28 protein-coding genes are annotated in these 16,714 nt (G+C 70.5%); 27 read left to right on the top strand and 1 reads right to left on the bottom strand.

Annotated features, from left to right (window positions below; genetic code table 11):
- The first annotated feature begins 3 nt into the window (after positions 1–3).
- The 27 genes from rplB to RDI86_RS12715 all read left to right on the top strand — a co-directional run bounded on the left by rplB (position 4) and on the right by RDI86_RS12715 (position 15,869).
- On the top strand, positions 4–840 hold the full coding sequence (gene rplB / locus RDI86_RS12845; RefSeq protein ID WP_021479877.1) for a 50S ribosomal protein L2: 837 nt from the start codon (positions 4–6) through the stop codon (positions 838–840).
- A 15-nt stretch (positions 841–855) separates the two neighbouring features.
- Positions 856–1,137: a 30S ribosomal protein S19 gene (rpsS, locus tag RDI86_RS12840; protein WP_021479878.1), complete on the top strand. Its 282-nt coding sequence runs from the start codon at positions 856–858 to the stop codon at positions 1,135–1,137.
- Between the two features lie 58 nt (positions 1,138–1,195).
- Complete coding sequence (rplV, locus tag RDI86_RS12835) at positions 1,196–1,567, top strand: 50S ribosomal protein L22 (RefSeq protein WP_021479879.1); 372 nt, start codon at positions 1,196–1,198, stop codon at positions 1,565–1,567.
- Entirely contained in the window at positions 1,567–2,412 is an 846-nt protein-coding gene (gene rpsC, locus RDI86_RS12830) for a 30S ribosomal protein S3 (protein WP_034654910.1), read from the top strand. The genes rplV and rpsC overlap by 1 nt, the downstream gene beginning before the upstream one ends.
- Positions 2,413–2,415: 3 nt before the next feature.
- Entirely contained in the window at positions 2,416–2,835 is a 420-nt protein-coding gene (gene rplP / locus RDI86_RS12825) for a 50S ribosomal protein L16 (protein ID WP_021480428.1), read from the top strand.
- Complete coding sequence (rpmC, locus tag RDI86_RS12820; RefSeq protein WP_021480429.1) at positions 2,835–3,071, top strand: 50S ribosomal protein L29; 237 nt, start codon at positions 2,835–2,837, stop codon at positions 3,069–3,071. Before rplP ends, rpmC begins: the two co-directional genes overlap by 1 nt.
- An 11-nt stretch (positions 3,072–3,082) precedes the next feature.
- Entirely contained in the window at positions 3,083–3,373 is a 291-nt protein-coding gene (gene rpsQ, locus RDI86_RS12815; RefSeq protein ID WP_021480430.1) for a 30S ribosomal protein S17, read from the top strand.
- Between the two features lie 206 nt (positions 3,374–3,579).
- Complete coding sequence (rplN, locus tag RDI86_RS12810) at positions 3,580–3,948, top strand: 50S ribosomal protein L14 (RefSeq protein ID WP_021480431.1); 369 nt, start codon at positions 3,580–3,582, stop codon at positions 3,946–3,948.
- Between the two features lie 2 nt (positions 3,949–3,950).
- Positions 3,951–4,292: a 50S ribosomal protein L24 gene (gene rplX, locus RDI86_RS12805; RefSeq protein ID WP_021480432.1), complete on the top strand. Its 342-nt coding sequence runs from the start codon at positions 3,951–3,953 to the stop codon at positions 4,290–4,292.
- On the top strand, positions 4,292–4,861 hold the full coding sequence (gene rplE, locus RDI86_RS12800; RefSeq protein WP_021480433.1) for a 50S ribosomal protein L5: 570 nt from the start codon (positions 4,292–4,294) through the stop codon (positions 4,859–4,861). Before rplX ends, rplE begins: the two co-directional genes overlap by 1 nt.
- A 1-nt stretch (position 4,862) precedes the next feature.
- On the top strand, positions 4,863–5,048 hold the full coding sequence (locus RDI86_RS12795; protein WP_021480434.1) for a type Z 30S ribosomal protein S14: 186 nt from the start codon (positions 4,863–4,865) through the stop codon (positions 5,046–5,048).
- An 81-nt stretch (positions 5,049–5,129) separates the two neighbouring features.
- Positions 5,130–5,528 carry a 30S ribosomal protein S8 gene (rpsH, locus tag RDI86_RS12790; protein WP_021480435.1) on the top strand — a complete coding sequence of 133 codons (399 nt, stop codon included), beginning with the start codon at positions 5,130–5,132 and terminating at the stop codon, positions 5,526–5,528.
- A gap of 19 nt (positions 5,529–5,547) precedes the next feature.
- Positions 5,548–6,084, top strand: a complete 537-nt coding sequence (rplF, locus tag RDI86_RS12785; protein WP_021480436.1) for a 50S ribosomal protein L6 — start codon at positions 5,548–5,550, stop codon at positions 6,082–6,084.
- A 2-nt stretch (positions 6,085–6,086) separates the two neighbouring features.
- Positions 6,087–6,458, top strand: a complete 372-nt coding sequence (rplR, locus tag RDI86_RS12780; RefSeq protein WP_021480437.1) for a 50S ribosomal protein L18 — start codon at positions 6,087–6,089, stop codon at positions 6,456–6,458.
- A gap of 40 nt (positions 6,459–6,498) precedes the next feature.
- Complete coding sequence (gene rpsE, locus RDI86_RS12775; RefSeq protein ID WP_021480438.1) at positions 6,499–7,155, top strand: 30S ribosomal protein S5; 657 nt, start codon at positions 6,499–6,501, stop codon at positions 7,153–7,155.
- Entirely contained in the window at positions 7,155–7,337 is a 183-nt protein-coding gene (rpmD, locus tag RDI86_RS12770; RefSeq protein WP_021480439.1) for a 50S ribosomal protein L30, read from the top strand. The genes rpsE and rpmD overlap by 1 nt, the downstream gene beginning before the upstream one ends.
- A 2-nt stretch (positions 7,338–7,339) precedes the next feature.
- Positions 7,340–7,894, top strand: a complete 555-nt coding sequence (gene rplO / locus RDI86_RS12765; RefSeq protein ID WP_074808895.1) for a 50S ribosomal protein L15 — start codon at positions 7,340–7,342, stop codon at positions 7,892–7,894.
- Positions 7,895–8,204: 310 nt separating this feature from the next.
- Entirely contained in the window at positions 8,205–9,503 is a 1,299-nt protein-coding gene (gene secY, locus RDI86_RS12760) for a preprotein translocase subunit SecY (RefSeq protein ID WP_021480441.1), read from the top strand.
- 50 nt (positions 9,504–9,553) lie between these two features.
- Complete coding sequence (locus tag RDI86_RS12755; RefSeq protein ID WP_031315308.1) at positions 9,554–10,111, top strand: adenylate kinase; 558 nt, start codon at positions 9,554–9,556, stop codon at positions 10,109–10,111.
- Between the two features lie 40 nt (positions 10,112–10,151).
- Positions 10,152–10,988: a type I methionyl aminopeptidase gene (gene map, locus RDI86_RS12750; protein WP_061268495.1), complete on the top strand. Its 837-nt coding sequence runs from the start codon at positions 10,152–10,154 to the stop codon at positions 10,986–10,988.
- A gap of 303 nt (positions 10,989–11,291) precedes the next feature.
- Positions 11,292–11,513 (top strand): translation initiation factor IF-1, encoded by a 222-nt coding sequence (infA, locus tag RDI86_RS12745; protein WP_012867920.1) that lies wholly within the window; start codon positions 11,292–11,294, stop codon positions 11,511–11,513.
- 96 nt (positions 11,514–11,609) lie between these two features.
- Positions 11,610–11,723, top strand: coding sequence for a 50S ribosomal protein L36 (rpmJ, locus tag RDI86_RS12740; protein WP_009740505.1), 114 nt, complete (start codon positions 11,610–11,612; stop codon positions 11,721–11,723).
- Positions 11,724–11,960: 237 nt separating this feature from the next.
- Positions 11,961–12,335, top strand: coding sequence for a 30S ribosomal protein S13 (gene rpsM, locus RDI86_RS12735; protein ID WP_021479758.1), 375 nt, complete (start codon positions 11,961–11,963; stop codon positions 12,333–12,335).
- Positions 12,336–12,448: 113 nt separating this feature from the next.
- Entirely contained in the window at positions 12,449–12,853 is a 405-nt protein-coding gene (gene rpsK, locus RDI86_RS12730; protein ID WP_021479759.1) for a 30S ribosomal protein S11, read from the top strand.
- A gap of 217 nt (positions 12,854–13,070) precedes the next feature.
- Complete coding sequence (locus RDI86_RS12725; RefSeq protein ID WP_021479760.1) at positions 13,071–14,090, top strand: DNA-directed RNA polymerase subunit alpha; 1,020 nt, start codon at positions 13,071–13,073, stop codon at positions 14,088–14,090.
- A gap of 74 nt (positions 14,091–14,164) precedes the next feature.
- On the top strand, positions 14,165–14,722 hold the full coding sequence (gene rplQ / locus RDI86_RS12720; protein ID WP_021479761.1) for a 50S ribosomal protein L17: 558 nt from the start codon (positions 14,165–14,167) through the stop codon (positions 14,720–14,722).
- Positions 14,723–14,999: 277 nt separating this feature from the next.
- Entirely contained in the window at positions 15,000–15,869 is an 870-nt protein-coding gene (locus tag RDI86_RS12715) for an alpha/beta hydrolase (RefSeq protein ID WP_308821532.1), read from the top strand.
- Between the two features lie 4 nt (positions 15,870–15,873).
- Here the strand turns inward: RDI86_RS12715 and RDI86_RS12710 are convergent, their stop codons facing one another.
- Positions 15,874–16,644 carry an ROK family protein gene (locus RDI86_RS12710; protein ID WP_308821531.1) on the bottom strand — a complete coding sequence of 257 codons (771 nt, stop codon included), beginning with the start codon at positions 16,642–16,644 and terminating at the stop codon, positions 15,874–15,876.
- Between the last annotated feature and the right edge of the window lie 70 nt (positions 16,645–16,714).

Below are 16,714 nucleotides of genomic sequence, written 5' to 3'. Positions count from 1 at the left end.
CCCATGGGAATCCGTAAGTACAAGCCGACGACGCCCGGCCGCCGCGGCTCGAGCGTCGCCGACTTCGCCGAGATCACGCGCTCGCAGCCGGAGAAGTCTCTGGTCCGCCCGCTCTCCAAGAGCGGCGGCCGCAACAGCTCCGGTCGCATCACCACCCGTCACAAGGGTGGTGGCCACAAGCGTGCGTACCGCGTGATCGACTTCCGTCGTCACGACAAGGACGGCGTGCCGGCGAAGGTCGCGCACATCGAGTACGACCCCAACCGCACCGCGCGCATCGCGCTCCTGCACTACGCGGACGGCGAGAAGCGCTACATCGTCGCGCCGGCCAAGCTCAAGCAGGGCGACGTCGTCGAGGCGGGCGCGGGCGCGGACATCAAGCCCGGCAACAACCTGCCGCTGCGCAACATCCCGACCGGTACGGTCATCCACGCCATCGAGCTCAAGCCCGGTGGCGGCGCGAAGATCGCCCGTTCGGCCGGTGCGTCCGTGCAGCTCGTCGCCAAGGACGGGCCGTACGCGCAGCTGCGCATGCCCTCCGGCGAGATCCGCAACGTCGACCTGCGCTGCCGCGCGACGGTCGGCGAGGTCGGCAACGCCGAGCAGTCGAACATCAACTGGGGCAAGGCCGGCCGCATGCGCTGGAAGGGCAAGCGCCCGACCGTCCGCGGTGTCGCCATGAACCCGATCGACCACCCGCACGGTGGTGGTGAGGGCAAGACCTCCGGTGGTCGCCACCCGGTGAGCCCGTGGGGCCAGCCGGAGGGTCGTACCCGCCGTCCCAACAAGCCGAGCGACAAGCTGATCGTGCGTCGTCGCCGTACCGGCAAGAAGCGCTGATAGGAGCCTGGAGACATGCCTCGTAGCCTGAAGAAGGGCCCCTTCGTCGACGACCACCTGCAGAAGAAGGTGGACGCTCAGAACGAGAAGGGGACCAAGAACGTCATCAAGACCTGGTCCCGTCGGTCGGTCATCACGCCCGACTTCCTCGGTCACACGTTCGCCGTGCACGACGGTCGCAAGCACACGCCGGTGTTCGTCACCGAGTCGATGGTCGGCCACAAGCTCGGCGAGTTCGCTCCCACGCGGACCTTCCGCGGCCACGTGAAGGACGACAAGAAGGGTCGTCGCCGCTGACCCCCGGGTCAGTCTGGTGACGACCTGGACGGTCAAGAGACAAGAAGGCAGGACAGCAATGGAAGCCAAGGCGCAGGCGCGGTTCGTCCGTGTCACGCCCCAGAAGGCCCGGCGCGTCGTGGACCTCATCCGTGGCAAGCAGGCCTCCGAGGCCGTCGCGGTGCTGAAGTTCGCACCGCAGGCGGCGAGCGAGCCCGTCCGCAAGGTCGTGGAGAGCGCCATCGCCAACGCCCGGGTGAAGGCGGACCGCGCGAGCGAAGCGTTCGAGGAGCAGGAGCTCGTCGTGCGTGAGGCGTTCGTCGACGAGGGCCCGACCCTCAAGCGTTTCCGCCCCCGGGCCCAGGGCCGTGCGAACCGCATCCTCAAGCGCACCAGCCACATCACCGTGGTCGTCGCTCCGCGTGAGAACACGAAGGGAAGTGCCCGATAGTGGGACAGAAGGTTCACCCGCACGGGTACCGCCTCGGCATCACCACCGACCACCGGTCGCGCTGGTTCGCCGACAGCACCAAGCCCGGCCAGCGGTACCGCGACTACGTCCGCGAGGACGTCCAGATCCGCAAGCTCATGAGCACGGGTCTCGAGCGCGCCGGCATCTCCAAGGTCGAGATCGAGCGCACCCGTGACCGCGTCCGCGTGGACATCCACACGGCGCGCCCGGGCATCGTCATCGGCCGCCGCGGCGCCGAGGCCGACCGCATCCGCGGCGAGCTCGAGAAGCTCACCGGCAAGCAGGTGCAGCTCAACATCCTCGAGGTGAAGAACGCCGAGACGGACGCGCAGCTCGTCGCGCAGGGCATCGCCGAGCAGCTCGCGAGCCGCGTCTCGTTCCGTCGTGCCATGCGCAAGGGCATCCAGTCCGCGCAGCGCGCCGGCGCGAAGGGCATCCGCGTGCAGGTCTCCGGCCGCCTCGGTGGCGCGGAGATGAGCCGGTCGGAGTTCTACCGCGAGGGTCGTGTGCCGCTGCACACGCTGCGCGCGTACATCGACTACGGCTTCTTCGAGGCCCGCACCACGTTCGGCCGCATCGGCGTGAAGGTGTGGATCTACAAGGGCGACGTCACCGAGAAGGAGTTCGCCGCGCAGCAGGCCACGGCCGCTCCGCGCCAGGGCCGTGGCGGCCCGCGCGGTGAGCGCGGCGGCGACCGTCGTGGTGGCGGCCGTCGTCCCGAGCGTTCGGCCGAGCGGACCCCCGCGTCCGAGTCGCCGGCGGCGCCCGAGCAGGCTGCTCCCGCCGCAGAGGCGAAGGCCCCTGAGACCGGAACGGAGGCCTGAGTCATGCTGATCCCGCGCAGGCTCAAGCACCGCAAGCAGCACCACCCGTCGCGCTCCGGCGCGGCGAAGGGTGGCACCCAGATCTCGTTCGGCGAGTACGGCATCCAGGCTCTCGAGCCGGCGTACGTGACGAACCGCCAGATCGAGGCTGCTCGTATCGCGATGACCCGCCACATCAAGCGTGGCGGCAAGGTCTGGATCAACATCTACCCGGACCGTCCCCTGACCAAGAAGCCTGCCGAGACCCGCATGGGTTCCGGTAAGGGTTCGCCCGAGTGGTGGGTCGCCAATGTCAAGCCCGGCCGGATCGTCTTCGAGCTGGCGGGTGTCCCGGAGGACCTGGCTCGCGAGGCCATGCGCCGCGCGATCCACAAGCTCCCGATGAAGTGCCGTTTCGTGGTGCGCGAGGGTGGTGGCAACTGATGGCAATCGGAACGAAGGGGCTCGCCCCCGTCGACCTCGACGCCATGGACGACGAGACGCTCGTCGCCGAGCTCAAGAAGGTCAAGGAGGAGCTCTTCAACCTCCGCTTCCAGTCGGCCACCGGCCAGCTGGAGAGCCACGGGCGCCTCAAGGCCGTCCGCCGCGACATCGCGCGGATCTACACGATCCTGCGTGAGCGCGAGCTCGGCATCCGAACCGCGCCGAGCGCCGAGTGAGTGAGGCTGGAATGAGCGAGAACGCAACGAACGCGCCCGAGGCGGCCGAGGAGCGCGCGCACCGCAAGACGCGCCGCGGCTACGTCGTGAGCGACAAGATGGACAAGACCGTGGTGGTCGAGGTCGAGGACCGGGTCAAGCACCCGCTCTACGGCAAGGTCATCCGCCGCACGAGCAAGGTCAAGGCGCACGACGAGCAGAACTCTGCCGGCGTGGGCGACCTGGTGCTCATCATGGAGACCCGCCCGCTGTCCGCGACCAAGCGGTGGCGCCTCGCGGAGATCCTCGAGAAGGCCAAGTGATCCACCGGTCGTGACGGGCGGGCCCCGGCTCGCTCGTCACGACCGCTCTCGTGCCGCACCGCGGTGCGGCAACCAGTGAGGACAGGTCCGGCGGGTCCACCGCCCGGTCCTGGCCGGTTCACCCGCGAGGGACCCGGCACTGACAGCTATCCGTTCGGCAAGGCTCGCCCTCGGCGAGAACCGGCTCGACGACAGGAGTTCATTACATGATCCAGCAGGAGTCGCGACTTCGTGTCGCCGACAACACGGGTGCCAAGGAGATTCTCTGCATCCGTGTTCTCGGTGGCTCGGGCCGTCGCTACGCCGGAATCGGCGACGTCATCGTCGCAACCGTCAAGGACGCGATCCCGGGCGGCAACGTGAAGAAGGGCGACGTGGTCAAGGCCGTCGTCGTCCGCACCGCCAAGGAGCGCCGTCGTCCGGACGGTTCCTACATCAAGTTCGACGAGAACGCCGCCGTGATCCTCAAGAACGACGGCGAGCCGCGCGGCACGCGCATCTTCGGCCCGGTCGGGCGCGAGCTGCGCGACAAGCGGTTCATGAAGATCATCTCGCTGGCTCCGGAGGTGCTCTGACCATGGCCAAGATCAAGAAGGGCGACCTCGTCGTCGTCATCGCGGGCAAGGACAAGGGCAAGCAGGGGCGCGTCCTCGAGGTGCTCACCGACCGTGACCGCGTCATCGTCGAGGGCGTCCAGCGCGTCACCAAGCACACCAAGGTCGGCCAGTCGCAGCGCGGCACGCGGACCGGTGGGATCGAGACCGTCGAGGCCCCGATCCACATCAGCAACGTGATGGTCGTCGACCCGGAGACCAAGAAGGGCACCCGCGTCGGGTACCGCACCGAAGAGGTCGAGCGTGACGGCCGCAAGCGCACCGTGCGCGTGCGTGTCGCCAAGCGCTCCGGGAAGGACATCTGATGAGCACCGAGATCGTCGCCCCCGAGGTGCCCCGCCTGAAGCAGCGCTACCGCGAGGAGATCGTCGCCGGTCTGCGCGAGGAGTTCGGGCACGAGAACGTCAACCAGGTCGCCCGCGTCACGAAGATCGTCGTGAACATGGGTGTCGGTGACGCCGCCAAGGACTCGAAGCTCATCGAGGGTGCCATCCGCGACCTGTCCGCGATCACCGGCCAGAAGCCGCAGGTGACCAAGGCCCGCAAGTCCATCGCGCAGTTCAAGCTGCGCGAGGGCATGCCGATCGGCGCGCACGTCACGCTGCGCGGCGACCGCATGTGGGAGTTCCTGGACCGCCTGCTGTCGATCGCCCTGCCGCGCATCCGCGACTTCCGCGGCCTGTCGCCCAAGCAGTTCGACGGGAACGGCAACTACACGTTCGGTCTCACGGAGCAGTCGATGTTCCACGAGATCGACCAGGACAAGATCGACCGTGTCCGCGGTATGGACATCACGATCGTGACCACGGCGACGACCGATGACGAGGGCCGCTCCCTGCTGCGCCGTCTCGGCTTCCCCTTCAAGGAGAACTGACATGGCGAAGAAGGCCCTGATCAACAAGGCGGCCGCCAAGCCGAAGTTCGCGGTCCGCGCCTACACCCGGTGCCAGAAGTGCGGTCGCCCGCACTCGGTGTACCGCAAGTTCGGCCTGTGCCGCATCTGCGTGCGCGAGATGGCCCACCGTGGTGAGCTTCCGGGCGTCACCAAGAGCAGCTGGTAACAACTACGTCGTAGGTCCTGGCGGAGCGCGTCGCTCGACGCGCCCCGCCCGGATACCACGTCGAGGAAGGGCTAGAGCCCGATGACGATGACCGACCCGATCGCAGACATGCTGACGCGTCTGCGGAACGCGAACTCGGCTTACCACGAGACGGTGACCATGCCGTACTCGAAGCTGAAGTCGCACATTGCCGAGATCCTCCAGGCCGAGGGCTACATCTCCGGCTGGAGCGTCGAGGACGCGACGGTGGGCAAGAACCTCACCATCCAGCTCAAGTTCGGCCCGAACCGTGAGCGCAGCCTCGCCGGCGTGCGCCGCGTGTCGAAGCCCGGCCTGCGCAAGTACGTCAAGTCCACCGAGCTGCCGAAGGTTCTCGGCGGCCTGGGCGTGGCGATCCTGTCCACGTCCTCCGGTCTGCTCACCGACAAGCAGGCCGCCACGAAGGGCGTGGGCGGCGAAGTCCTCGCCTACGTCTGGTAACCCGGAAAGGAGATACGCCATGTCTCGAATCGGCAAGATCCCCGTTCCGGTTCCCGCCGGAGTGGACGTCACCATCAGCGGCGCGCTCGTGACCGTGAAGGGCCCCAAGGGCTCGCTCGAGCACCACGTGCCCGCCCCCATCCAGGTCGCTCAGGAGGACGGCACCCTCGTGGTGTCGCGCCCGAACGACGAGCGCGAGTCCCGCGCGCTGCACGGCCTGACCCGCACCCTCCTGGCGAACCTCGTGCAGGGCGTGACGCAGGGCTACGAGAAGAAGCTCGAGATCGTCGGCACCGGTTACCGCGTGACGGCCAAGGGCTCGGACCTCGAGTTCGCCCTCGGCTTCAGCCACCCGGTCGTCGTGACCCCGCCCGCGGGCATCACGTTCGCGGTCGAGAGCCCGACGAAGTTCTCGGTCTCCGGCATCGACAAGCAGCAGGTCGGCGAGATCGCAGCGAACATCCGCAAGATCCGCAAGCCCGAGCCGTACAAGGGCAAGGGTGTGCGTTACGCCGGCGAGGTCGTCCGCCGCAAGGCTGGAAAGGCTGGTAAGTAACGATGGCTCTGAAGGTTCTCGGCAAGGGCAAGGCCGTCGCGCGTCAGCGCCGGCACCTGCGCCTGCGCAAGAAGATCAAGGGGACCGCCGGTCGTCCGCGCCTCGTGGTGACGCGTTCCACGCGTCACATCACGGCTCAGGTCGTGGACGACACGATCGGTCAGACGCTCGCGTCGGCCTCGTCGCTCGAGGCGGACCTGCGTGCGCTCGACGGCGACAAGAGCGCCAAGGCCCGCAAGGTCGGCGAGCTCGTCGCCGAGCGTGCGAAGGCCAAGGGCGTCGACTCCGTCGTCTTCGACCGTGGCGGCAACAAGTACCACGGTCGGGTCGCTGCGGTCGCCGACGGCGCTCGCGAGGGCGGTCTGTCCCTGTGACGACGCCGACCATCCCCACACGGAAGCAAAGGATTCTCTGATGGCTGCAGGGCAGCGCAGCAACACCGGCGCCCCCACGGGTGCCGCCAACGAGTCGAGCGACCAGAACGCGCGCGGGGGGCGCCGCGACGACCGTCGCGGTGACCGTCGCGACGGTCGCCGTGGCGACGCAGCCGAGAAGAACGCCTTCGTCGAGCGCGTCGTCACCATCAACCGCGTCTCCAAGGTCGTCAAGGGCGGCCGCCGCTTCAGCTTCACCGCGCTCGTCGTGGTGGGCGACGGCGACGGCACCGTCGGCGTCGGCTACGGCAAGGCGAAGGAGGTGCCCGCGGCGATCGCCAAGGGTGTCGAGGAGGCCAAGAAGAACTTCTTCAAGGTCCCGCGCATCCAGGGCACCATCCCGCACCCCATCCAGGGTGAGGCCGCCGCCGGCGTCGTGTTCCTCCGTCCGGCCGCTCCGGGTACCGGTGTGATCGCCGGTGGTCCGGTGCGCGCCGTGCTGGAGTGCGCGGGCATCCACGACGTGCTGAGCAAGTCGCTCGGCTCGTCCAACGCGATCAACATCGTGCACGCGACCGTCGAGGCCCTGCGCAACCTGGAGCAGCCTGAGGCTGTCGCCGCGCGCCGTGGTCTCCCGCTCGAGGACGTGGCCCCGGCCGCGCTCCTGCGTGCCCGTGCTGCGGGGGTGAACGCCTGATGGCCAGGCTCAAGGTGACCCAGACGAAGTCCGCCATCGGCGGCAAGCAGAACCAGCGCGACACGCTGCGCACTCTGGGCCTCAAGCGGATCGGCGACACCGCCGTGAAGGAGGACCGCCCGGAGATCCGCGGCATGGTCGCGACGGTGGCGCACCTCGTCACCGTTGAGGAGGTCGAGTGACCATGGCTGAGAAGGCCACCAAGGAGACCGCCGAGGCTCCGAAGAAGAAGACCGCTGCGAAGGCGTCTGCTCCGGCGAAGGCCGAGCAGACCCCCGCGCAGACCGAGGGTGCCGGCGGCACGCTCAAGGTCCACCACCTGCGTCCGGCTCCCGGCGCCAAGAAGGCCAAGACCCGCGTGGGTCGTGGTGAGGCGTCGAAGGGTAAGACGGCGGGCCGCGGTACCAAGGGTACGAAGGCTCGTTACCAGGTTCCCGAGCGCTTCGAGGGTGGGCAGATGCCTCTGCACATGCGCCTCCCGAAGCTGCGCGGCTTCAAGAACCCGTTCCGCACCGAGTACCAGGTCGTGAACCTGGACAAGCTCGCGGCGCTGTACCCCGAGGGTGGCCAGGTCACCGTCGAGGACCTCGTCGCGAAGGGCGCGGTCCGCAAGGGCCAGCTCGTCAAGGTGCTCGGCACGGGTGAGATCACCGTCAAGCTCGAGGTCGCGGTCGACGCCCTCTCGGGCGCGGCTCGCGAGAAGATCCTCGCGGCCGGCGGTTCGGTCTCGGAGGACTGACACCCCTGGACAGGGCCGGTGGCGCGTACGCGCCGTCGGCCCTGTCCGCGTCTGAGGGCGCCTCCCTGCACGACCCGTGGTCCGTCCGGCAGCGCACCACGGTCTAGACTCTCCGACGGCTGTCTCCCCGCACCCCGGGGGTGACCGCCGTCACTCCCAGGTCCACGGCCGGCCCGTCCGGTGATCGGGACCGACTTGCCGTTCGACGCGGCGCTACGGCTAGGGTGCCTCTTGGCGCCCGTGCCGTGCGTCACACCTCGCCGGGCCTCCCGGCGACACGACATCCCGCCTCGGCGGGCCAGGAGGATAGGTGCTCAGCGCATTCGCCCGGGCTTTCCGGACGCCCGACCTGCGGCGCAAGCTGCTGTTCACGATCGCGATCATGGCGATCTTCCGGGTGGGGTCGTTCATCCCCACGCCCGGCGTGGACTACCCCAACGTGCAGCAGTGCATCGCGGAGACCGCCGACGGCAACGACCTGCTCAGCCTGGTCAACCTCTTCAGCGGCGGCGCGCTGCTCCAGCTGTCGATCTTCGCGCTCGGCATCATGCCGTACATCACCGCGAGCATCATCGTCCAGCTGCTGCGCGTCGTGATCCCTCGCTTCGAGGCGCTCCACAAGGAGGGCCAGTCGGGCCAGGCGAAGCTGACGCAGTACACGCGCTACCTGACGATCGCGCTCGCCATCCTCCAGTCGACGACCGTCATCACGACGGCGCGCAACGGCCTGCTCTTCCAGGGCTGCTCCGTCGACGTCATCCCGGACGCCAGCTTCGTCACGATGGCCCTCATGGTCATCACGATGACCGCGGGCACCGGCCTCATCATGTGGCTCGGCGAGCTCATCACGGAGCGCGGCGTCGGCAACGGCATGTCGCTGCTCATCTTCACGTCCATCGCCGCGAGCTTCCCGACCGCCCTGTGGTCGATCGCCGGCGGCGCGAACGGCGCGACGAACTTCATCATCATGATCGCGGTCATCGTGCTCGTCATCGGGCTGGTCGTGTTCGTCGAGCAGTCCCAGCGCCGCGTGCCGGTGCAGTACGCCAAGCGCATGGTCGGTCGCCGCATGTACGGCGGCTCGAGCACCTACATCCCGATCAAGATCAACATGGCGGGTGTCATCCCGGTGATCTTCGCGGCCTCGCTGCTCGCGGTCCCGGGCCTCATCGCGCAGTTCGGCGACCAGAGCGCCGACTGGGTGATCTGGATCAGCACCAACCTGGCCGACCCGTCCGCGCCGCTGCACATCCTGCTGTACGTGCTGATGATCCTGTTCTTCTGCTTCTTCTACACGTCGATCACGTTCAACCCGGACGAGGTCGCGGACAACATGAAGAAGTACGGCGGCTTCATCCCGGGCATCCGTGCCGGCCGGCCCACCGCCGAGTACCTCGACTACGTCATCACCCGCATCACCTCCGCGGGTGCCATCTACCTCGCGCTCGTCGCACTGCTGCCGACGCTGGTCCTCATCGGGCTCGGCGTGAGCACGAACATCCCGTTCGGTGGCTCCTCGATCATCATCGTCGTCGGCGTCGGCCTGGAGACGGTCAAGCAGATCAACTCCCAGCTGCAGCAGCGCCACTACGAAGGGTTCCTCCGTTGAGCAACGCCACCGACGGCCAGTCCGCCGCGCGCCCCGCGCGCCTCGTCATCATGGGCCCGCAGGGCGCGGGCAAGGGGACGCAGGCCGCCCGGCTCGCCGAGCAGCTGTCCATCCCGGCGATCTCGACCGGCGACATCTTCCGGGCGAACATCAAGGGCGGCACGGAGCTCGGCCGCCTCGCGCAGGAGTACACCGCGAAGGGCGACCTCGTCCCCGACTCGGTGACGAACGCGATGGTCCGCGACCGTCTCGCGCAGGACGACGCCGCGCAGGGGTTCATCCTCGACGGCTACCCGCGCAACGCGGCCCAGGTCGTCGAGCTCGACGCGATCCTCGCCGACCTGGGCGTCGCGCTGGACGGCGTCGTGGAGCTCACCGCGGACCGCGACGAGCTGCTCGCGCGCCTCGCGAAGCGCGCGGAGATCGAGGGTCGCGAGGACGACACGGAGGAGGCCATCGCGCGCCGCCTCGACATCTACGCGGAGCAGACGGCGCCGCTCACCTCCGCCTACGCGGACCGCGGCCTGCTGGTGCGGGTCGACGGGATCGGCGACATCGACGAGGTCACCGGCCGCATCGTGTCGGCGCTGACCGCGCTCGTCGGCTGAGCGCCCGCACGTCTTTCCGTCGGTTCTGAGGAGCAGCAGGGTGTTCGGTCGCGAGCGCATCGAGTACAAGACGCACGACCAGGTCCGGTCCATGCGCAGCGCCGGCCTCGTCGTGGCGCGCGCGCTCGGGACGGTGCGCGACGCCGTCCGACCGGGCATGACGACCGCCGACCTCGACGCGCTCGCCGCCGCGGTCATCGCCGACGCCGGGGCGACGCCGTCGTTCCTCGGGTACGAGGGCTACCCGGCGTCGCTCTGCGTGTCGGTGAACGACGAGGTCGTCCACGGCATCCCCGGGCCGCGGGAGCTGCGCCCGGGGGACGTCGTCTCCGTCGACTGCGGGGCCGTCGTCGACGGCTGGCACGGCGACTCGGCGGTCTCGTTCGTGCTCGGTGAGGGCGACCCGCACGACGAGGCGCTCGTCGAGGCCACGCGCCGCGCCATGTGGGCCGGGATCGCCGCGCTCGCGACGAGCGAGCGGCTGTGCGACGTCGGGGCCGCCATCGAGGACTCGGTGCGTGTCTCGGGGGAGTCTGACGGCGTCACCTACGGCATCGTCGAGGACTACGTCGGCCACGGGATCGGGTCCGCGATGCACCAGCCCCCGGACGTCCCGAACTACCGCACGCGCGAGAAGGGCCCGCGGCTGCGCCCGGGCATGTGCCTCGCGATCGAGCCGATGCTCACGCGGGGCGAGCGGTTCACCGAGGTGTGCGAGGACGACTGGACGGTCGTGACGGACGACGGCACCCGTGCCGCGCACTGGGAGCACAGCGTCGCGATCCTCGACGAGGGCATCTGGGTCCTCACTGCGCCCGACGGCGGCGCCGCGGAGCTCGCGGAGCTCGGCGTGCGCGTCGCACCGCTCGCGGCCTGACCGCGCACCGGCCGGTCGCGGGCCGCCTCGCTCCCGTCCGGCAGCGCTCGACGGCACCCGGCGCGACGGGGGAGTGACGCGTCGCACCGCGCGTACGACCCGCCACGGTTTCCCGTCCCTTGCCGGATGCCGTAGGATGGTCCGTCGGGTGTAGTCCGTGCACGTCGTTCATCCGGCCCCCGTCCCTCGGGACCCGGGCGACCGACCACCGCACGCGGCTCCACGCACCTCCCACGATCGGACGACCCTCGGGTCGGGCGTGCGCGGGAGTCCTAGCAGTTCAGACGAGAGTTAGCGGAGGACATGGCAAAGAAGGACGGTGTCATCGAGATCGAGGGCAGCGTGGTCGAGGCCCTGCCGAACGCGATGTTCCGCGTGGAGCTGGCCAACGGGCACAAGGTTCTCGCGCACATCTCGGGCAAGATGCGCCAGCACTACATCCGGATCCTCCCCGAGGACCGGGTCGTGGTCGAGCTGAGCCCGTACGACCTGTCCCGCGGCCGGATCGTCTACCGCTACAAGTAGTCGTCACGCGTCCACCCACTCACCCGCCTCGCACCCGGGACCACCGGGGCCGCTCGTCGGTCGCGCCCGGAGCGGGGCACCACTGAGGGAACGAAGATGAAGGTCAAGCCCAGCGTCAAGAAGATCTGCGACAAGTGCAAGGTGATCCGCCGGCACGGTCGCGTCATGGTGATCTGCGAGAACCTGCGGCACAAGCAGCGCCAGGGCTGAGCCCTCACCTGCGCCACGGGTGACGGTCCTCCGGGACCGCGGTCACCAGGCCGCCCGTCACGACGACGGCCGGCCACCAGCGCACCACCACGAACCTGCTCGGCACCCCGGACGCGAGTCCGGGAGGAGAACGCCACAGGCAGGGGAACCCCCGGCTCGGAGGCCGGGGCCCACGGAGCTCCCCGTGGGAGGGCGGTGCGACAGACCTCCGACGAAGCACGAGGAGCCGAAAGGCACATGGCACGTCTCATCGGCGTCGACCTCCCCCGCGACAAGCGGCTCGAGGTCGCGCTCACCTACATCTACGGCGTCGGCCGTACCCGCGCCCAGCAGACGCTGGCCGCCACCGGCATCAGCCCGGACGCCCGCGTGAAGGACCTCGGCGACGCCGAGCTCGTCGCGCTCCGCGACTACCTCGAGGGCAACTACAAGCTCGAGGGTGACCTCCGTCGTGAGGTGGCCGCCGACATCCGCCGCAAGGTCGAGATCGGCACCTACCAGGGCCTGCGTCACCGCCGCGGCCTGCCCGTGCGCGGCCAGCGCACGAAGACCAACGCGCGTACGCGCAAGGGACCGAAGCGCACCGTGGCCGGCAAGAAGAAGGCCCGCTGAGCCAGTCCGCAGGGCGGGCCCTGCTCGCGCACTGACGCGGACCTCACGGTCCGTCCCGTGCCGGGTGGAGATCCCCGCGGTCAGACCACCTCAGACCAGGAGAGAAGAAGGACATGCCTCCCAAGACTCGCGCCGCCGCTGGGCGCAAGCCTCGTCGCAAGGACAAGAAGAACGTCCCCGCCGGCCAGGCGCACATCAAGAGCACGTTCAACAACACGATCGTGTCGATCACGGACCCGTCGGGCGCCGTGATCGCGTGGGCCTCCGGCGGCGACGTCGGCTTCAAGGGCTCCCGCAAGTCGACCCCCTTCGCCGCCGGCCTCGCGGCCGAGGCCGCTGCCCGCAAGGCGCAGGAGCACGGCATGAAGAAGGTCGACGTCTTCGTCAAGGGCCCGGGCTCGGGTCGCGAGACGGCGATCCGCTCGCTGCAGTCGGCCGGCCTCGAGGTCGGCTCGATCCAGGACGTGACGCCGCAGGCGCACAACGGGTGCCGGCCGCCCAAGCGTCGTCGCGTCTGACCCTCGTCGTCGGCGTGCCGTCGACGGGCCGCCCGGTCACCGACCGGCCGAGCCCGTCGACGGCGCCCGTCACGGGGCAGTCGCCTCCTGACGGGGCCGACGCACCCTTCCCGGCCGGGTGGACAGAGTCCCGGCCGGGGCCGCGTGCCGCAGGCACGCACCTCGCCTTGAACCGTGCAGCGTCATATGGCGGACGCTCACCGAAAGGAAACCACCAGTGCTGATCGCACAGCGCCCCACCTTGACCGAAGAGGTCATCTCGGAGAACCGTTCGCGCTTCTCCATCGAGCCGCTGGAGCCCGGCTTCGGCTACACGCTCGGCAACTCGCTGCGTCGCACGCTGCTGTCGTCCATCCCGGGCGCGGCGGTCACCTCCATCCGCATCGACGGTGTGCTCCACGAGTTCACCACCGTGCCGGGTGTGAAGGAGGACGTGACCGAGGTCATCCTCAACATCAAGAACCTCGTCGTCTCCTCGGAGAACGACGAGCCCGTCGTGATGTACCTGCGCAAGCAGGGTGCTGGTGCGGTCACCGCGGCGGACATCGTCCCGCCCGCGGGTGTGGAGGTCCACAACCCCGAGCTGCACATCGCCACGCTCAACGACAAGGGCAAGCTCGAGATCGAGCTGACCGTCGAGCGCGGCCGTGGCTACGTCTCGGCCTCGCAGAACAAGTCGTTCGACGCCGAGATAGGCCGGATCCCGGTCGACTCGATCTACTCGCCGGTCCTCAAGGTGACCTACAAGGTCGAGGCGACGCGTGTCGAGCAGCGCACGGACTTCGACAAGCTGGTCGTGGACGTCGAGACGAAGCCGGCGATCTCGCCGCGCGACGCGCTCGCGTCGGCCGGCAAGACGCTGGTGGAGCTCTTCGGCCTCGCCCGCGAGCTCAACGTCGAGGCCGAGGGCATCGAGATCGGTCCGTCGCCGACGGACGCGGCCCTGGCCGCGGACCTGGCGCTGCCGATCGAGGAGCTCAACCTCACGATCCGCTCGTACAACTGCCTCAAGCGCGAGGGCATCCACCAGGTGGGCGAGCTCGTCGCACGCAGCGAGGCGGACCTGCTGGACATCCGCAACTTCGGTGCGAAGTCCATCAACGAGGTGAAGGAGAAGCTCGCCGAGCTCGGCCTGTCCCTCAAGGACTCGCCGCTCGACTTCGACCCGTCGGCCGCCGCGTACTACGACGGCGACGACGACGAGGCGACGTTCTCGGACACCGAGCAGCAGTACTGAGCCTGCGGCTCTAGACACCTCAGCGCGTCCGGGTCCGCACCTGCGGCGCGATCACTTCCCAAGGAGCACATCCCATGCCTACCCCCGCCAAGGGCCCCCGGCTCGGCAGCGGACCGGCTCACGAGCGCCTGATGCTCGCGAACCTGTCCACCCAGCTCTTCGAGCACGGCCGCATCACGACCACCGAGACGAAGGCGAAGCGCCTGCGCCCGGTGGCCGAGCGCCTCATCACGTTCGCCAAGCGCGGCGACCTGCACGCCCGCCGTCGCGTCCTGCGCGTCGTCCGCGACAAGTCCGTGGTGCACACGCTGTTCACCGAGATCGCCCCGCAGATGGCGGAGCGTGAGGGTGGCTACACGCGCATCACGAAGGTCGGCACGCGCAAGGGCGACAACGCGCCCCTCGCGGTGATCGAGCTCGTGACCGAGCCCGTCAGCCCGAAGCAGGCCGTCGTCCGCGAGGCGGAGAAGGCTGCCGAGAAGGCGAGCAAGAAGAAGGCCGACAAGCCGTCCAAGAAGGCCGACAAGGTCGAGGACGCGCCCGTCGAGGACGCCGCCGTCGAGGACGCTCCCGCCGAGGACGTCCAGGACGCGCCCGTCGAGGACGCCACGGAGGAGAAGAAGGAGGCCTGAGCCTCCTCTTCCCGCCCGAGCCCTCCGGGGCTCGTCGCGCAGGGCCCGGGACCGTACGGTCCCGGGCCCTGCTGCGTCTCCGGCTCTGCCGAGTCTCCGGCCCTGCCGCGTCCCTGGCCTGCCGCGTCCCGGCCGCTCCGGGGGAGGGGCACCGTCGGGCCGGGACGGGCCGAGCGAGCGGCCGGGTTCGACCCGGACGGCGGAGACCGGCCTGCCCGAGGTCGGCCTCGTGCCCCCTCGGGTCGATCTCGCGTGGAGCAGGGCCTACGGTCGAGACGTGACCTCCACCGACGCGTCGCCCGGGACCGGGACGTGGCCGCCCGTCGTCCTCGTGCACGGGTCGCGCACCTCGCGCTCGATGTGGCGCGACCAGCTCGCGGCGCTGCGTCGTGCCGGTGTGCGGGCCGTCGCGGTCGACCTGCCGGGCCACGGCGTGCGGCGCAGCGAGGCGTTCACGCTCGACGGCGCGGTCGAGGCAGTCGCGTCCGGGATCGACGAGGTCGGCGGCCGCGCGCTCGTCGTCGGGCTGTCGCTCGGGGGCTACGTCGCGATCGAGACGCGCGCGCGGCACCCCGAGCGCGTCGTGGGGCTCGTCGCCGCCGCGTGCTCGACGCCGCCGTCGACGCGCCTGCGCGGCGGCTGGCTCGTCCTCGCGCGCGGGATCGAGCGGCTCCCGGACGGGGGAGCCGGGCTGAACCAGGCGCTCGTCGACCGGGCGATGACGGCCCAGGCCGCCGCCGACCTCGCGGCCGGCGGGTTCGCCCTCGACGTCATGAGCGCGATCCTGCGCGAGGTGGGGTCGGTCGACCCGGTCCGGGCCCTCGCGGCGGCGGACTCGCCGGTCTGGCTCGTCAACGGGCGCTGGGACCACTTCCGGCTGGGGGAGCGCGGGTTCCTCGCCGCGGCGCGCGCGGGCGGGGGCCCGGCCCGGCTCGTCGTCGTCCCGGGCGCGCGGCACCTGGTGAGCCTGGACGCGCCCGTGGCGTTCAACCGCGCCCTGCTCGACGCGCACGGCGCGCTCGCCGCGGGCGCGCCACCGGGGGGCGGGGACGAGGGCGCGCCACCGGGCCTCCTCGAGCCCGCCGCGGCCGCGCCCAGGCCGCGCACCGCGGACGGGGCGCCGGACCGCGGCACGGCCGGTCGCTGAGGCGTCAGGCCGGCGGGAGGTCCCACGCCCGGGCGCCCCCGACGAGGGCCGCCGAGTTCGGCACCACGACGACGTCGTCGCCGAGCCGGTCGAGGACGCTCGGGGTGATGCGCCGCGCGTTGCCCCCGCCCAGGTAGAGGCGGTCCCACCAGAACACGGGCCGCAGCCCCTCGACGACCGCGAGGACGCGGCGCGACCAGAGCCCGTCGCCGAGGCGGCGGCGCTCGGGCTCGCCGACGTACTCGTCGTACGTGGTGCCCCGCCGCACCGGGGCGCGCGACCACTCGAGGTGCGGCGCGAGCCGGCCCCCGTGGAACAGCGCGGAGCCGAGCCCCGTCCCCAGCGTCAGCACCAGCTCGAGCCCGGACGCCGCGACGACGCCCGCGCCGTGCACCTCGGCGTCGTTGAGCACGAGCGCCGGGACGCCGAGCCGGCGCTCGACCGCCGCGCGGACGTCGAAGCTCGTCCAGGCCTCGACGAGCGCGGGGTCCACGCGCGAGCGGGGCCCGCTGCGCGTCACGTAGTGGGGCGTGTGCACGACGACGCCGCGCCGGATCATCCCGGGCATGCCCACCGTGACGCGGTCGGCGGGAGGCAGCGTGGCCGCGATGCCCGCGACCGTCTCGACGAGGAGGTCGGGCGGGAGGGGGTAGGGCGTGGGGACGCGCACCGCCGCGGCGTGCGCGGTGCCCGACGCGTCGAGCACGTTCGCCTTGATGCCGCCCCCGCCGCAGTCGACGGCGAGGGTGCGGACGTCGTGCGGGTCGCCGGTCATGGGCGGCAGCGTAGGCACGGCGGCGCGCGCGGCGCACGGGCGGGCGACTACGGTGAACTCCCGTGACCGC

The organism is Cellulosimicrobium sp. XJ-DQ-B-000 (assembly GCF_031119065.1).
GTDB classification, from domain to species: domain Bacteria; phylum Actinomycetota; class Actinomycetes; order Actinomycetales; family Cellulomonadaceae; genus Cellulosimicrobium; species Cellulosimicrobium funkei.
This window is presented reverse-complemented; position numbering and strand designations above follow the sequence as displayed.

Coding starts and splice junctions, on each gene's coding strand:
- rplP (WP_021480428.1), top strand. CDS start 2,416: ATGCTGATCCCGCGCAGGCTCAAGCACCGCAAGCAGCACCACCCGTCG.
- rpsE (WP_021480438.1), top strand. CDS start 6,499: ATGGCTGCAGGGCAGCGCAGCAACACCGGCGCCCCCACGGGTGCCGCC.
- rplQ (WP_021479761.1), top strand. CDS start 14,165: ATGCCTACCCCCGCCAAGGGCCCCCGGCTCGGCAGCGGACCGGCTCAC.
- rpsS (WP_021479878.1), top strand. CDS start 856: ATGCCTCGTAGCCTGAAGAAGGGCCCCTTCGTCGACGACCACCTGCAG.
- rpsK (WP_021479759.1), top strand. CDS start 12,449: ATGCCTCCCAAGACTCGCGCCGCCGCTGGGCGCAAGCCTCGTCGCAAG.
- rplE (WP_021480433.1), top strand. CDS start 4,292: ATGAGCACCGAGATCGTCGCCCCCGAGGTGCCCCGCCTGAAGCAGCGC.
- rplB (WP_021479877.1), top strand. CDS start 4: ATGGGAATCCGTAAGTACAAGCCGACGACGCCCGGCCGCCGCGGCTCG.
- rpsQ (WP_021480430.1), top strand. CDS start 3,083: ATGAGCGAGAACGCAACGAACGCGCCCGAGGCGGCCGAGGAGCGCGCG.
- rplO (WP_074808895.1), top strand. CDS start 7,340: ATGGCTGAGAAGGCCACCAAGGAGACCGCCGAGGCTCCGAAGAAGAAG.
- rpsH (WP_021480435.1), top strand. CDS start 5,130: ATGACGATGACCGACCCGATCGCAGACATGCTGACGCGTCTGCGGAAC.
- rplV (WP_021479879.1), top strand. CDS start 1,196: ATGGAAGCCAAGGCGCAGGCGCGGTTCGTCCGTGTCACGCCCCAGAAG.
- RDI86_RS12710 (WP_308821531.1), bottom strand. CDS start 16,644: ATGACCGGCGACCCGCACGACGTCCGCACCCTCGCCGTCGACTGCGGC.
- rpmC (WP_021480429.1), top strand. CDS start 2,835: ATGGCAATCGGAACGAAGGGGCTCGCCCCCGTCGACCTCGACGCCATG.
- rpmD (WP_021480439.1), top strand. CDS start 7,155: ATGGCCAGGCTCAAGGTGACCCAGACGAAGTCCGCCATCGGCGGCAAG.
- RDI86_RS12795 (WP_021480434.1), top strand. CDS start 4,863: ATGGCGAAGAAGGCCCTGATCAACAAGGCGGCCGCCAAGCCGAAGTTC.
- rplN (WP_021480431.1), top strand. CDS start 3,580: ATGATCCAGCAGGAGTCGCGACTTCGTGTCGCCGACAACACGGGTGCC.
- infA (WP_012867920.1), top strand. CDS start 11,292: ATGGCAAAGAAGGACGGTGTCATCGAGATCGAGGGCAGCGTGGTCGAG.
- rpmJ (WP_009740505.1), top strand. CDS start 11,610: ATGAAGGTCAAGCCCAGCGTCAAGAAGATCTGCGACAAGTGCAAGGTG.
- RDI86_RS12755 (WP_031315308.1), top strand. CDS start 9,554: ATGGGCCCGCAGGGCGCGGGCAAGGGGACGCAGGCCGCCCGGCTCGCC.
- rplF (WP_021480436.1), top strand. CDS start 5,548: ATGTCTCGAATCGGCAAGATCCCCGTTCCGGTTCCCGCCGGAGTGGAC.
- rpsM (WP_021479758.1), top strand. CDS start 11,961: ATGGCACGTCTCATCGGCGTCGACCTCCCCCGCGACAAGCGGCTCGAG.
- rplR (WP_021480437.1), top strand. CDS start 6,087: ATGGCTCTGAAGGTTCTCGGCAAGGGCAAGGCCGTCGCGCGTCAGCGC.
- rplX (WP_021480432.1), top strand. CDS start 3,951: ATGGCCAAGATCAAGAAGGGCGACCTCGTCGTCGTCATCGCGGGCAAG.